The sequence below is a fragment of the Acidovorax sp. GW821-FHT09A11 genome, from assembly GCF_059418365.1.
Map to the genome: position 1 here is coordinate 803,004 of NZ_JBWKPS010000001.1, position 15,179 is coordinate 818,182.

The following is a 15,179-nucleotide window of genomic DNA, read 5'->3' on the forward strand; positions in this document are numbered from 1 at the left end:
CCAGACCGCGGGGTGGAGTCTCCCTCAGGGAGAAGGCGCGCAGCGACTCAGGGGGAACCTATACCGCAAAACCGTCGTCCGCCGCAATGACCGCGCCGTTGATGAAATGGCTCTGGTCGCTGGCCAGCATCACCAGCAGCGCGTCCAGGTCTTGCGCGTTGCCCACGCGCTTGCGGGGCAGCATGTCGATGAGCTTCTTGCCCTGCTCGGTGTTCCAGTGGTGGTGGTTGATCTCGGTGTCGATGTAGCCGGGGCAGATCGCGTTCACGTTGATGCCGAACTTGCCCCACTCCATGGCCATGGCCTTGGTCATCTGCACCACGGCGGCCTTGCTCATGCAGTAGGCGCCGATCTGCGGCAGCACCTTGAGTCCGGCCATCGAGGCGATGTTGATGATGCGCCCGCCCGTGAAGCTGCCAGGCGCGGCGCCGCGCGAGCGGGCCAGCATGCGCTTGCCCACCTCCTGCGCGACGAAGAACGCACCCTTCACGTTGGTGTCGAAGATGAAGTCGTAGTCCTCGGGCGTCACGTCCTGGATGCGCTGCGTGGTGCTCACGCCCGAGTTGTTCACGAGGATGTCGATGGAGCCCATCTCCGTCTCGGCATGCGCCACGGCGGACTTGATCGAGGCATGGTCCGTCACGTCGAGTTCGATCACATGGGCATCGCCGCCCTCGCCTTCGATGCGCGCGCGCAGTTCCTTGAGCTTTTCCACCCGGCGGCTGGCCAGCACCACACCCGCACCGGCACGCGCCAGCGTGCGGGCGAACTGCGCGCCCAGGCCGCTGGAGGCGCCCGTGATGAAGGCCACGCGGCCGGACAAGTCGATGCTGTAAGCCATTTAGAGTTTCCCCACTGATCAAAATAGAACGGTCGTTCGATTGTCTCTATTCCGTGAATACAATCAGTCGCCAGCCAGACAGGGCATTGCACCCTGCTCTGTAGAAAATAGCCCATTATCAAACGCCCGACGAGAAGCCCATGACAAACGAAGAAATCATCGCCCAGTATGGTCCCCGTGAATCGATGGAATACGACGTGGTGGTCGTTGGCGGCGGCCCCGGCGGCCTGGCCACCGCGATCCGCCTGAAGCAGCTGGCCGCTGAAAAAGGCCAGGATGTCTCGGTGGTGGTGCTGGAAAAAGGCTCCGAGCCCGGCGCGCACATCCTCTCGGGCGCCATCATGGACCCCAAGGCGCTCTCCGAGCTGATTCCCGACTGGAAAAAGCGCGGCGCCCCGCTGAACCAGCCGGTGACCGATGACGCCTACATCTTCCTGTCGGAAAAGTCGGGCTTTCGTGTCCCCAACGTCTTCCTGCCGCCGTTCGCGCAGAACCACGGTAACTACATCGTTCGCCTGGGCGACGTGACCAAGTGGATGGCCGAGCAGGCCGAGGCGCTGGGCGTGGAGATCTTCCCCGGCTTCGCGGCCGCCGAGGTGCTCTACAACGACAACGGTTCCGTCAAGGGCGTGGCCACCGGCAACATGGGTGTCGGCAAGGACGGCGAGCCCACCGAGAACTTCCAGCTGGGCATGGAACTGCTGGGCAAGTACACCGTGTTCGCCGAAGGCGCACGCGGCCACCTGGGCCGCCAGCTGATCGCGCGCTACAAGCTGGACGCAGACCGCGACCCGCAAAGCTTCGGCATCGGCGTGAAGGAGCTGTGGGAGATCGACCCCAAGAAGCACCAGCCCGGCTTCGTGATGCACACCGCCGGCTGGCCCATGGAGAACGACACCTATGGCGGCGCGTTCCTGTACCACCTGGACGACAACAAGGTCGCGCTCGGTTTCGTGACCGGCCTGGGCTACCAGAACCCCTACCTCAGCCCGTTCGAGGAATTCCAGCGCTGGAAGACGCACCCGAACGTCCGCTACTACTTCGAGAACGACAAGGGCGAGATCACCGCCAAGCGCCTGTCGTATGGCGCGCGCGCCATCAACGCCAGCGGCATCAACGCCCTGCCCAAGACCATCTTCCCGGGCGGCGCGCTCGTGGGCTGCAACGCGGGCTACCTGAACGTGGGCCGAATCAAGGGCAGCCACGCCGCCATCAAGACCGGCATGCTGGCCGCGGAGGCTGCCTACGACGCCATCGTGGCCGGCCGCCAGCACGACGAACTCAAGGCCTACCCCGAGGCATTCGAGGCCAGCTGGCTCTACACCGAGCTGAACAAGGACCGCAACTTCAAGAACTGGTTCAAGTACGGCCTGACCACAGCCACGCTGATGAACGGTTTCGAGCAGTTCGTACTGCGCGGCCACATCCCCTGGACGCTGCACCGCGACAAGCCCGACCATGCCTACTTGAAGCCCGCGGCCGAGTGCAAGCCCATCGTCTACCCCAAGCCCGACGGCAAGCTGACCTTCGATCGCCTCTCCAGCGTCTTCATCAGCAACACCAACCACGAAGAAAACCAGCCCGCCCACCTGACGCTCAAGGATGCGAGCGTGCCGGTCAACATCAACCTGGCCAAGTACGCCGGCCCCGAGGCCCGCTACTGCCCGGCGGGTGTGTACGAATTCGTGCCCGACACCGCCAAGGGCGGCGATGCGCAGCGCCTGCAGATCAACGCGCAGAACTGCGTGCACTGCAAGACCTGCGACATCAAGGACCCGACGCAGAACATCGTGTGGGTCACGCCCGAGGGCGGCGGCGGCCCCAACTACTCGGGCATGTAACTATAAAAATCATAGCGCCTTGCGCTTGATGGGCCTGCGCTGCAGGCCCTTATTTATTGGATTTTCCAAAATCAAACCGCTGCACGGACGAGCTGGAACTGCCCCATGGCCTGCGCCAGCCGGTGCGCCTGGTCCTGGAGGCTCTGCGCGGCCGCCGCGCCCTCTTCCACCAGCGCGGCGTTCTGCTGCGTCATGTGGTCGAGCTGGTCCACCGCCTGGCTCACCTGGCCGATCTGCGTGCTCTGTTCGGTGCTGGCCTCGTTGATCTCGGACATCAGCGCGGTCACGCGCTCCACGCTGCGGACGATGTCGTCCATGGTGGAGCCCGCGGTCACCACTAGCCTCGCGCCGTCGCTCACCTTGTCCACGCTGTCGGCGATCAGCGCCTTGATCTCGCGCGCCGCGTTGGCGCTGCGCCCGGCCAGGCCCCGCACCTCGCTGGCCACCACGGCGAATCCGCGGCCCTGCTCACCGGCACGGGCCGCCTCCACCGCCGCGTTCAACGCCAGGATGTTGGTCTGGAACGCGATGCCGTCGATGATGCCCACGATGTCGGCGATCTTCTGGCTGCTGGCATTGATCTCTTCCATCGTCGTGACCACCTGGCCGACCACCTCGCCACCTTTGCTGGCCACCCCCTTGGCATTGCGCGCCAGCGCATGGGCCTGGCCGGTGCTGTCGGCATTGGCCGCCACCATCTGCGCCAGCTGGGCAATGCTCGCCGCTGTCTGCTGCAGGCTGCTGGCCGCATGCTCGGTGCGCGCGCTCAGGTCGGTGTTGCCCGCCGCCACCTCGGAGCTGGCCACGTGGATGGAATCGCCCGCATCGCGCACCTCGGTCACCACATAGTGCAAGGACTCGACCATGGCATTGAGCGCGGTGAGCAACTGCCCGATCTCGTCCGTGCGGCGGGTCTCCAGGTGCACCGTGAGATCGCCGTTCGCCACCTGCGCGGCGGCCTCGCACGCCTGGCGCAGCGGCAGCACGATGGAGCGCCGCAGCAGCCACCCGCACAACCCCGACAGGCCCACCACCACCAGCACGGCGATGGCGCTGATCCATTGCGCGCGCAATGCGTCGGCGACCATGGTGTCGGCCGCCGCCAGCGATGACTGCTCCGACGCATCGAGCAACAGGTCGATCGCCTGCAGGTAGCGCGTGAGCGCTGCGGCATGGTCCTGCAGCTCCTTCTGGCTGATCACCTTGGACTCCAGGGCGTTCTGCACCAGCGTGTCGCGCAGTGCCGCGTACTGCTGGCGCTGCGCCTGGGCCGCCGCCCACAGGGGCTTGGTGTGCTCGGCGGTGGAAGCACCGGCCAGCGCCGCCTCGATGCGCCCGCGCATGGCGTCTTCATCCGCCAGCTGCTTGCGCAGCTCGGCCACCAGGGGGAAAACGTCGGACGACACCGTGGCGCGCAGCGCGATCTGGCCGATGGTGACGGACTGCGTCTTCCAGTCGCGCACCGAGCGCTCGATCGGCAGCTGCTCACCCGCAAGCAGAGCGGCCTGGCGGCGGGTGCCCTCGCCTGTCATCCAGGTCATCGCACCCAGCAGGGCCACCGCGCAGCCCAGCAGGCCAAAGCTGGTGGCGAGCTTCTGGCCCACGCTCAGGTTGCGCCGCCGGGGGGGCGCCGCGGTGCCGCCGCCGCCGGCGGTGCGCGCCGACGCCTGGGCCCGTGGCGAAGCCCTTGCCTGGGCGGGCAATGCCGACGCGGTGGTGGCAGGCAGAGAGCTCATGAAAATCCCTTCCCTGGTTCAACATGCGCCCCACGGGGGCGGCTGGCGTGCAGGAACGCAAGCGCCGTGCCTGCCCCTGGCCGCGGCGCTCCTGCCCCGGCTCAATGCGCCGCACATTCCCCATAGCCGCCGCCGCCGGGCGTGGAGATCTCGAACACATCGCCCGGCTCCATGAGCGCGGCGCCGATGTGGCCCAGTTCCTCAACCTGACCATTGGCGCGCAGCACCCGGTTGGACCCGGCGCGGCCCGGCTGGCCGCCTGCCATGCCAAAGGCGGGATTGAGCCGGCCGTTGGACAGGATGCTGGCGGTCATGGCCTGCAGAAAGCGCACGCGCCGCACGCCGCCATCGCCGCCGGCCCAGCGCCCGGCGCCGCCGGACCCGCGCTGGATCTCGTAGCTGTCGAGCACCACCGGGAAGCGGAACTCCAGCACCTCGGGGTCGGTCAGGCGCGAGTTGGTCATGTGGGTCTGGACCACGCTGGTGCCGTCGAACCCGCGCACCGTGCGGCCCGAGGCATCGAACACCGCGCCCGCGCCGCTGCCGCCGGCGATGGTTTCGTAGTACTGGTACTGCGCGTTGCCAAAGGTGAAGTTGTTCATGGTGGGCTGGCTGCCCGCCATCACGCCCAAGGCGCCGAACAGCGCATTGGTGATGCAGGTGGAGGTCTCCACATTGCCCGCCACCACCGAGGCCGGCGGGTTGGGGTTGAGCATGGAGCCCTGCGGGATGAGGACCTGCAAGGGCTTCAAGCACCCGGCGTTGAGCGGAATGTCGTCGTCCACCAGCGTGCGGAACACGTACAGCACCGCGGCCATGCACACTGCACGCGGCGCGTTGAAGTTGTTGGTCTGCTGCGCGCTGGTGCCCGCGAAGTCGATCACCGCGCTGCGCTCGGCCACGTTGACCTTGACCGATACGCTGATCTGCGCGCCGTTGTCGAGTGGCAGGGTGAATTGCCCGTCCTTGAGCTGCGTGATCACGCGGCGCACCGATTCTTCGGCGTTGTCCTGCACATGGCGCATGTAGGCCTGCACGACGGGAAGGCCGAACTGCTCCACCATCTTCGCGAGCTCCTGCACGCCCTTTTCGTTGGCCGCGATCTGCGCGCGCAGGTCGGCCAGGTTCTGCTCTGGGTTGCGGCTCGGGTACGCCGTGGTGCCGCCGCCCGTGGCCAGCAGGGTGCGCACCTCCTCTTCCAGGAAGATGCCGCGGTCCACCAGCTTCACGTTGTTGATCTGCACGCCCTCTTCGTCGATGCGCGTGGAAAACGGCGGCATGGAGCCCGGCGTGGTGCCGCCGATGTCCGCATGGTGGCCCCGGCTGCCGACGTAGAACGTGGGCTCCGCGCCTTCGGCCACGTACACCGGCGTGATCACCGTCACATCGGGCAGATGGGTGCCGCCATGGTAGGGGTCGTTGAGCATGAACACATCGCCGGGGTGCATCTTGCCGGTGTTCTCGCGGATCACCGTCTTGATGCTCTCGCCCATCGAACCCAGGTGCACCGGCATGTGCGGCGCGTTGGCGATCAGGTTGCCGGTGGCATCGAACAGCGCGCAGCTGAAGTCCAGCCGCTCCTTGATGTTCACCGAGTACGCGGTGTTCTGCAGCTGCAGGCCCATCTGCTCGGCGATGTTCATGAACAGGTTGTTGAACACCTCCAGCAGCACCGGGTCCACCGTGGTGCCGGCGGCGTACTGCACCTTGCGCGCGGTCACGCGGTCCAGCACCAGATGGTCCAGGTCGGTCAGGCGCGCCGACCAGCCCGGCTCCACCACGGTGGTGGTGTTCTTCTCGGCAATGATGGCGGGGCCGGGGACCACGTCGCCGGGGCGCAGGTCCTCGCGCACCACCAGGGCTGCGTCGTGCCACTCGCTGCCCGAATACATCTTCACCGTCTCGCGCAGCGGGTGCTTGCGGTGGGCGTGCACCGGCAGGCGCGGCTCTGCGGGCGCATCGCCGGCGATCACCGCCTCGACCGACACGGCTTCCACCACCAGGCCCTTGCCCACCATCAGGAAGGCAAAGCGCTGGCGGTACGCCGCTTCGAAGGCGGACTGGATGGCCGCCATGTCGCCGAAGGGCACGACCAGCGCCGAGTCGGTGCCCTCGTAGCGCACATGCACGTTGTGGCGCACCTGCACGGGGTTGGCGCTGACCTGCTGGCGCTCCAGCTCGGCCTGGGCGGCAGAGCCCAGCGCGTCCAGGCGCTCGGCGATCAGAGGCAGCACCTCGGCGGCCAGCGGCATCTCCACCGCCTGCTCGCGGATCACGTTCTGGTCCGCCAGGCCCATGCCGTAGGCGCTGAGCACCCCGGCCAGCGGGTGCACGAACACCCGCGTCATGCCCAGGGCATCGGCCACCAAACAAGCATGCTGGCCGCCCGCGCCGCCAAAGCATTGCAGCGTGTAGCGCGTGACGTCGTAGCCGCGCGCCACGCTGATCTTCTTGATCGCGTTGGCCATCTGCTGCACGGCGATCTGGATGAAGCCTTCGGCCACTTCCTCGGGCTTGCGCCGGGTCTGCGTGGCGATGTCCTGAAAACGTTCGCGCACCGCGTCGGCGTCCAGCGTCTCATTGGCGGCCGGGCCGAACACGCTGGGGAAGTAGCGTGGCTGCACCTTGCCGACCATCACGTTCGCGTCCGTCACGGCCAGCGGGCCACCCCGGCGGTAGCTGACGGGGCCGGGGTTGGCACCCGCGCTCTCCGGGCCCACGCGGAACCGCGAGCCGTCGTACGCCAGCACCGAGCCGCCGCCGGCCGCCACCGTGTGGATGCTCATCATGGGCGCGCGCATGCGTACACCCGCCACATGAGTCTCGAACTCGCGCTCGAACGCACCGGCGTAGTGGCTCACGTCGGTGGACGTGCCGCCCATGTCGAAGCCGATGACCTTCTCGTGCCCCGCCAGGCCCGCCGTGCGCGCCATGCCCACGATGCCGCCCGCCGGGCCGGACAGGATCGCGTCCTTGCCCTGGAAGGTGCCCGCATCGGTCAGGCCGCCCGACGACTGCATGAAGAACAGCTTGACCCCTGGCATCTCGCTGGCCACCTGGTCCACGTAGCGGCGCAGGATGGGCGAGAGGTATGCATCCACCACCGTGGTGTCGCCCCGGCTCACGAACTTCATCATGGGGCTGGTTTCATGCGATGTGCTGATCTGCGTGAACCCCACCGACAGGGCGATGCGCTGCGCCGCCTTTTCGTGCTGCGCGTAGCGGTAGCCGTGCATGAACACGATGGCCACGCTGCGCAGGCCGCGCCCATAGGCGGCCAGCAGGTCGCCCCGGAGCGTGGCTTCATCCAGCAGCTGCAGCACGTCCCCCCGGGCGCCCATGCGCTCGCGGGCCTCGATCACGTCGCTGTACAGCAGCTCGGGCAGCTGGATGTGGCGGTCGAAGAGGCGTGGGCGGTTCTGGTACGCGATGCGCAGCGCGTCGCGAAAGCCGCGCGTGGTGACCAGCAGCGTGGGCTCGCCCTTGCGCTCCAGCAGCGCGTTGGTGGCCACCGTGGTGCCCATCTTCACGCACTCCACTTGCGCTGGCGTGACCGGCTCGCCGGGTTTCAGCCCCAGCAAGTGCCGTATGCCCGCCACCGCCGCGTCCTTGTACTGCTCGGGATTTTCGGACAGCAGCTTGTGGGTGGTGAGCGACCCATCGGGCCGCTTGGCCACGATGTCGGTGAAAGTGCCGCCCCGGTCGATCCAGAACTGCCAGCGGTTGCCAGCCGGTGCGGTGGTCACTGTAGAGGGAACTTGCATGGTGATGAGACTCACTGGTTAACGTTGAAAGTAGTACGGAATGAAAATCTTGTTGGCCTCATTGCCGACGGACTGCACCCACTCGCGGGAGAAGCGTTCTCCCAGGCGCCGGAGTTCGGAGTCCAACTCGGCAGGGGCGCGGTCCACCTTGATGCCCCTGCGCTGAAGTTCGGCCACCGACTCTTCGGCCACCGCCGCGCTCAGAGCCCAGCCGCGCGCCTCGGCCTGCGCGGCGGCCTGGACCACCGCCTCGCGCACGCTGGCGGGCAGCGCATCGAAGGCCTGCTGGTTGACAAAAACGATGTTCTTGGGAAACCAGGCGTTGATGCCGTAGTACTGCCGGATCTGGCCCCAGACCTGGTTTTCCACCCCGGTCAGGGCCGAGGTGATCATGGAGTCGAGCTTGCCCGCCGACAGCGCCTTGTTGACGTCGACCATGGGCACATCCACCGGCGTGGCGCCCAGCATTTGCGCGATGCGCACCGTGGCGGGGTTGTACGTGCGCATGCGGGTGCCCTTGAAATCGGCCGATGAGCGCACGGGTGCAACGCTCAGGAGCCCCTGCGGCGGCCAGGGCACGGCGTACAGCGCCTTGATGCCCTTGGCCGCAAGGTGCGTGTCGATCAAAGGCCGCTGCAGGTCCCACAGGCGGCGCGCATCGGCATAGCTGTGCACCACGAAGGGCACGGCATCGGCCCCGGCGATGGGCATGTCTGCCACCAGGCTGGTCATGATGGTCTCGCCCGCCTGGGCCTTGCCGCCCTGCACTGCGGCCGGAATGTCCGCCAGCCTGGCCAGCGTGTTGTTGGCGTGCACCTCGATGCGCAGGGCGCCTGAGGATGCGCGCTCCACATCCTGCGCAAACTGGACGATGTTGCGCGTGTGGAACGACTCCACCCGGTAGCCGGTGGCCAGCTTCCACTGTGTCTGGGCGTGCAGCGCCGGGGCCACGGCGAGCGCGGCCAGCAAGACCATCTTCATGGCAAGCTCCTGTTGGGGGATGAGGGGCCGGCGCGGGGGCCGGCAGACACAGGGGAAAACGGGCCGACGCAGGCCGCGGTTGCTACTTCGGCTGGCCCATCACGAGGTCAGGGACGATGGTGACGATCTGCGGGAAGACCGTGATCAGGCCGATGCACACCACCAGGCACAGGAAGAACGGTATGGCCGCCTTGGCGATCAGGTTGCTGTCCTTGCCGGTCATGTTCTGCAGCACGAAGAGGTTGAAACCGACGGGCGGCGTGACCTCGGCGATCTCGACCAGCAGGATCACGAAGATGCCGAACCAGATGAGATCGAACCCGGCCTTCTCGACCATGGGCATCACGACCGCAGCGGTCAGCACGATCATGCTGATGCCGTCGAGCGCGGTGCCCAGCACCAGGTACACGCCCACCAGGCAGGCGATCAGCGCGTAGGGCGACAGGTGCATCGAATCGACCCATTCGGCCAGCTCGCGCGGTATGCCGGTAAAGGCCATGGTCTTGGTGAGGAACGCGGCGCCCGCCAGGATGAACATGATCATGCAGCTGGTGCGCGCCGAGCCCGCCAGGCCTTCCTTGAAGTTCTGCCAGGTCAGCGCCCTGCACCATGCGGCCAGTGCCAGGGCACCCACCACACCGTAGGCCGCGCACTCGGTGGCCGTCGCCCAGCCGGCCACCAGGGACCAGCAGATGAACACGATCAGCAGCGCACAGGGAATCAGGTTGCGCGACAGATACAGCTTTTCGCGGAAGGTGGTGGGCGGCTCGTCGGCAGGCATGAGCTGCTTGTTGCGCACGGACCACCAGGCGATGTAGCCCGAGAACAGCAGCATCAGCAGCAAGCCGGGCAAGAAGCCCGCCAGGAAGATGCGGATGATGGAGGCATCGGCCGCCACGGCGTACACCACCATGGTGATGGACGGCGGAATCAGGATACCGAGCGTGCCTGCCGTGGCCAGCGAACCGATCGCGATGCTCTCGTTGTAACCGCGCTTCCTGAGCGCAGGCAGCGAGACCTTGGCGATGGTGGCGCAGGTGGCCGCCGACGAACCCGACACCGAGCCGAAGATGCCGCAGCCCAGGATGGTGGTGTGGAACAGCCGGCCGGGCACACGGCTCAGCCAGGGGGCGAGGCCGCTGAACATGTCCTCGCTCAGCCGGGTGCGAAACAGGATCTCCCCCATCCAGATGAACAGGGGAAGCGCCGCCAGCTCCCAGCTCGCGTTGCTCTCCCAGAAGGCCGAAAAGAGGTTCAGCCCGGGCTGGCTGCTGGTGAAGAAGGCCTGGCCGACCCAGCCGCAGATGGCCAGCGTCATGGCGATCCAGACACCGCCGGACAGCATGAGCAGCATGAGCAGCAGCAGGAAGGCGCCGATGGAAAGAATGTCCATGGGGATGCTCCTTAAAGATCCGAAGAAAAGTCGCCCTTGGCGTGGCGCTCTTCCACCAGCCGCACAAAGGTAGGCACGCCGCCCTGCACCACGATCCACCACTCATCGACCACGGCGACGAGAAAGAGCACGGAGCCCAGCGCAAAGCTCATCTGCGGGATCCAGATGGGAATCGCCCACAGGCCCTGGGCCAGTTCCTTGAACTGCCAGCTTTCGTAGGTGAAGACACAGGCCCACCAGGTGAGGTAGCCGATGGCCACGGCCGCGACGGTCAGGCAGGCCACCTCGTACTTGCGGCGCGTGGCGGGAGACAGCTTCTCCAGCACCAGCGTCACGCGCACGAAATCGCCGTGCTTGAAGGCATGGGCCATGGTCAGGAAGGCCGCTGCGGCACACAGCCAGGCCACCACGTCGTTGATGGCGCCGGTCGGAAAGCCGAACTGGCGCCCGAGCGACTGGACCACCATCAGCACGCAGATGATGGCGATGCAGGCAGCCCCGACGGCGCCGGCGGCCAGGTACGCGCCGTCCAGCGCGCGCCGCAGCACGTGCGGCGGCATGGCCAGGGCCGGGGGCGCATCGCCCGCAATGGCCGATGTAGGAGGCATGAGGGACATGGCGGCCTGCTCACTTCTTGCCGTTGTAGGCATCGATGACAGCCTTGCCGTCATCGCCCGCGGTCTTGATCCAGTCGGCCGTCATGCGCTCACCCACGGTCTTGAGCTCCTTCTTGAGGTTCTCGGCGCTCACGTCCACCTGCATGCCCTTGGCGGCCAGTTCCTTGAGGTACTCCTGGTCCTTTTGCTCGCTCAGCGCCCAGCCGCGCTGCTCGGCAATCGCGGCCTGCGCCAGCACCGCGTCCTGCGTGGCCTTGTCCAGGCTGTCGAAGGCCTTCTGGTTCACCACCACGGCATTGCGCGGCAGCCAGGCCGCCACGCCGTAGAAGTACTTCACGCTTTCGTAGAGCTTGCTGTCCACGCCGCTGGCGCTGGAGGTGAGAAAGTTGTCCACGGTGCCCGTGGCCAGCGCCGCCGACAGCTCGGCCAGCTGGATCGTCACCGGCTGCGCGCCGATGAGGTTGGCGATGACCGACGTGGCCGGGTTGTAGGCCCGCATCTTGGTGCCCTTGAGGTCCTTGAGGGCCGTGACAGGCTTCACCGAATACAGGCTCTGCGCCGGCCATGGCACGGTGTAGAGCAGCTTCATGCCCTGTGCCCCCAGCGTCTTGACCAGCAGCGGGCGCGAGGACTGGTCCAGGCGCTTGGAGTCCGCATAGCTCGTGGCAAGGAACGGAATGGAGTCCACACCGTAGACCGCCGCCTCGTTGGCAGCGCCGGAAAGGATGAACTCGCCGATCGCCACCTGCCCGGACTGCACGGTGCGCTTGATTTCATTGGCCTTGAACAGCGATGCGTTGGGGTGCACCGTGATCTTGAGCTTGCCGCCGCTGGCCTTGCCCACGTCCTGCACGAACTGCTGCAGGTTCTGCACCTGGAAGGTGTTGACGGCATAGCCCGAGGGCAGGTCCCACCTGGTCTCGGCATGGGCCAGGCATGCGGCGGCCGCGGCGCACAGGCCGAACATCATTTTCTTCATGGGGAAACTCCTTGGTTAAAAGCTGGCGAGGTGGTGATTGAGAAGGTCGGTGACCAACATGCACCCTGGGGAATGGGTGATGCAGAACGCGGGCTGGGCGTTCAGGATGGCGGACTGTGGCGTGACGCCGCAGGCCCAGAAGACAGGTATCTCGCCCGGCATCAGCGGCACGGCGTCGCCGTAGTCGGGTTCTGCGATGTCCGCAATGCCGATGAGCGCAGGGTCGCCGATGTGCACCGGCGCGCCATGCACGTTGGGAAAGCGCGATGTGACCTGCACCGCACGGATCACGTCGGCCGCAGGCATGGGCCGCATGGAGACCACCATGGCGCCCCCGAAGGGCCCTGCCGGCTGCGTGGCAATGTTCGTGCGGTACATCGCCACGTTCTTGCCTTCGTTGATGTGGCGCAGGCTGATGCCGGCCTCCTGCAGCGCGGACTCGAACGAGAACGAGCAGCCGAGGATGAAGGTCACGAGGTCGGGGCGCCACAGGTCGGCGATGTCTGGCACCTCCTGCGTGAGCTCGCCGTGGCGCCAGACGCGGTACTGCGGCACATCGCTGCGGATGTCGATGCCGCCCCCGAGCGTGGGCAGCGCGAACTGGCCGGGCTCGCTCACCGCCAGCACCGGGCAGGGCTTGGGGTTGCGCTGGCAAAAGCGCAGGAAGTCGCCCGCCTGCACTTCAGGCAGGATCACCAGGTTGCCCTGCACCCGGCCATGGGCCAGGCCGCTGGTGTGTGATGCCCAGCCGCCTCGCCGGATCACGCTGCGCACATGGACGGGGTCGTCGATGCCCTCGGACCCAAAAACCGCCAGCGCTTTTTCTTGAACTGAATCCACCGTGTTTCCTTGTCGTGGGAAATGCCATTCGTCTGGCGTTGGGCGGATTGTGTTGGGGGGTGGCAGGCGCTGGCAAATTCAAAAAATTTTGCTCAGGTCATCGATTTTTTCGATGCACTTCATTGGGGCAAGGGGAACCAAGTTGGTGCCAAGGGATTACCCTGATATCCGCTTCAGGGTTAACCCCAGGGTGTTGTGGAGCGCCCGCCACGGGGACGGTTGCGATGGCGACACCGAGGCACTGCGGCATCCGCAGATGCATGGCCCTGGGCTGTGGAGTGGCACGCCTGTGCTCGGGTGCCCTGTGCCTCTCAGGACCGCGGGGCGCTGCTTCTTTTGCGGGGAGTGCGGGTGGGCCCCTTGGGCCCCGGCTGGATGTTCTCGATGAAGTCGATCGAGGAGCGAACGATGGCTTCCATCGCGGGCGAGGAAGGATCCTCGCGGTAGCTCACGTGGATGGGCAGGGGCTTGAGCACGGTGTCGCACGCCAGGGCGCGCAGGTCTGGAAACGCCAGCATGCGTTCCACCGCCAGGCGCGGCAACGTGGCCACGCCGAAGCCGCCCTGCACCAGCTGCACCATCGCCGAAATGGACGACACCGTGTGCACGCGGCGCGGCTCCACCTGCGCATTGCGAAAGGTGTCGAGCAGGTACACGTGCGGCTGCGAGCCGCGCTGGAAGGTGAGGATGTCCGTGTCGGCAAAATCATCGAGCACATAGCGGCGCTTGCGGTGGATATTGCCGTTGCCCACGAACACCATCTCCATGGGCGTCACCGCCTGGCTGCGCATGCCGTCGGCCGATGCAGGCAGCGCCGCGAACACGACGTCGAGCGAGCCCCGCCGGATCTGATCGAGCAGCACGGGCGTGGACTCGACCGTGAGCTCGAGCTCCAGCAAGGGGTTGTCCTTGCGCAGCTGCTCCACCCATGGAATGAGCCAGGAGTGCAGCACCGATTCGATGGCGCCCAGCCGGATCGACACCTCCAGCGGCCCGCCCGATCCCATCTCGGTCTTGAGCTGGCGCTGCAGCTCCAGCATGCGCTTGGCGTAGGTCAGAAACCGTGTGCCGGCCACGGTGAGCTTGAAGTGCTTGTCGCGCCGGTCCAGCAGCAACACACCCAGCTCCTCCTCCAGCGCGGCGATGCGGCTGGACATGGCCGACTGCGTGAGAAACAGCTTTTCCGCGGCGCGCGTGACACTTTTGAGGGAGGCCACCCAGTAGAAGGCTTCGACGAAACGCAGGTTCATGGCGAGGGGTCCCAGGGCATCACTGACGAATGGCTGACGGGGCGCGCGCACCGCCGTGGTGCGCAGGAGCGCGCCAGGCTGGGTGGCGTCATGCCGTCCGGTGCAAAAACGGCGCCATTCTGCAACGGCCGACTCCACAACACTTTTTGCCGGCAGGAAAAAAAAGGCCACGGCGCAACGCCTGGTGACCCAGGGCATGGCGCGCCGTGCGCGCCGCCAGCGCAGTGCATCGACGACACGGATCAGGACCATCGATGTCCGAACCCCTCCCTCTGCACTGCAGCGCCACGCTGAGGCGAATCAGCCCGCAAACAGTGGCAGGTCTGCCTTCTTGAGCGTGCGCAGCACGAAGCTCGAGCGGCTGTGGCGTATGCCCTTGATCTTGTAGAGCTTCTCGCGCAGCAGGCGCTCGTAGTCGCGCGTGTCCTTGACCACGATGCGCAGCAGATAGTCATAGTCGCCGGAGACCAGATGCGCCTCGATCACCTCGGGAATGCTGGCCAGCGTTTCGCCAAACTTTTCAAGCGTGTTGTCCGAATGGCTGTCCAGCGTGACCTGCACGAGCACCGTGTCCGCCAGGTCCAGCGACTGCGGGTTGATGCGCACGGTGTAGCCCTGGATGACACCGGCCTCTTCCATCTTCTTGATGCGGCCCCAGCACGGCGAAGCGCTCAGGCCCACCGCCTGGCCGATCTCCTGCAGGCTGGCACGGGCGTTTCCCTGAAGCACAGCGAGAATTTTTCTGTCAAGACGATCCATGGCCACAATTATTCATGAATATCACCATATGCAGCAAATTTTTCTGCAAATTTGAAAATTCAAGCGAAACATGGAAAGAACTGCTGCGCCTCGCAGCGCATACTTTGGACATCAAGGCGCTCTTACCGGAGCGCACAAACTGACAGGGCCCCGGACTGGTTACCGCCAGACCGGGGCG

Annotated in this window: 11 protein-coding genes; 1 reads left to right on the forward strand and 10 read right to left on the reverse strand. The window is 66.3% G+C overall.

Going from position 1 to position 15,179, the window contains the following annotated elements:
- Positions 1–58 precede the first annotated feature (58 nt).
- Positions 59–841: an SDR family oxidoreductase gene (locus AC07PV_RS03685; protein WP_218295210.1), complete on the reverse strand. Its 783-nt coding sequence runs from the start codon at positions 839–841 to the stop codon at positions 59–61.
- A 140-nt stretch (positions 842–981) separates the two neighbouring features.
- On the opposite strand from AC07PV_RS03685, the gene AC07PV_RS03690 reads away from it, so the two are divergent.
- The gene (locus tag AC07PV_RS03690; protein ID WP_218295211.1) at positions 982–2,682 is read left to right on the forward strand and encodes an electron transfer flavoprotein-ubiquinone oxidoreductase; all 1,701 of its coding nucleotides are present in this window, start codon (positions 982–984) and stop codon (positions 2,680–2,682) included.
- 71 nt (positions 2,683–2,753) lie between these two features.
- On the opposite strand, the gene AC07PV_RS03695 is transcribed toward AC07PV_RS03690, so the two are convergent.
- From AC07PV_RS03695 to AC07PV_RS03735, 9 genes are all read right to left on the reverse strand, one after another.
- Positions 2,754–4,418 carry a methyl-accepting chemotaxis protein gene (locus AC07PV_RS03695; RefSeq protein ID WP_494629427.1) on the reverse strand — a complete coding sequence of 555 codons (1,665 nt, stop codon included), beginning with the start codon at positions 4,416–4,418 and terminating at the stop codon, positions 2,754–2,756.
- A 101-nt stretch (positions 4,419–4,519) separates the two neighbouring features.
- Entirely contained in the window at positions 4,520–8,182 is a 3,663-nt protein-coding gene (locus AC07PV_RS03700) for a hydantoinase B/oxoprolinase family protein (protein WP_494629429.1), read from the reverse strand.
- Between the two features lie 18 nt (positions 8,183–8,200).
- On the reverse strand, positions 8,201–9,163 hold the full coding sequence (locus AC07PV_RS03705; RefSeq protein WP_218295214.1) for a TRAP transporter substrate-binding protein: 963 nt from the start codon (positions 9,161–9,163) through the stop codon (positions 8,201–8,203).
- An 82-nt stretch (positions 9,164–9,245) separates the two neighbouring features.
- Entirely contained in the window at positions 9,246–10,556 is a 1,311-nt protein-coding gene (locus tag AC07PV_RS03710) for a TRAP transporter large permease (protein ID WP_494629431.1), read from the reverse strand.
- 11 nt (positions 10,557–10,567) lie between these two features.
- Positions 10,568–11,116, reverse strand: a complete 549-nt coding sequence (locus AC07PV_RS03715; RefSeq protein WP_492809073.1) for a TRAP transporter small permease subunit — start codon at positions 11,114–11,116, stop codon at positions 10,568–10,570.
- Between the two features lie 67 nt (positions 11,117–11,183).
- On the reverse strand, positions 11,184–12,152 hold the full coding sequence (locus AC07PV_RS03720) for a TRAP transporter substrate-binding protein (RefSeq protein WP_494629433.1): 969 nt from the start codon (positions 12,150–12,152) through the stop codon (positions 11,184–11,186).
- 15 nt (positions 12,153–12,167) lie between these two features.
- The gene (locus AC07PV_RS03725) at positions 12,168–12,968 is read right to left on the reverse strand and encodes a putative hydro-lyase (RefSeq protein ID WP_255594713.1); all 801 of its coding nucleotides are present in this window, start codon (positions 12,966–12,968) and stop codon (positions 12,168–12,170) included.
- Between the two features lie 335 nt (positions 12,969–13,303).
- Complete coding sequence (locus AC07PV_RS03730; RefSeq protein ID WP_255590818.1) at positions 13,304–14,242, reverse strand: LysR family transcriptional regulator; 939 nt, start codon at positions 14,240–14,242, stop codon at positions 13,304–13,306.
- 300 nt (positions 14,243–14,542) lie between these two features.
- A complete protein-coding gene (locus AC07PV_RS03735) occupies positions 14,543–15,001 on the reverse strand; it encodes an Lrp/AsnC family transcriptional regulator (protein WP_218338721.1) in 459 nt (152 codons plus the stop codon).
- Positions 15,002–15,179 lie beyond the last annotated feature (178 nt).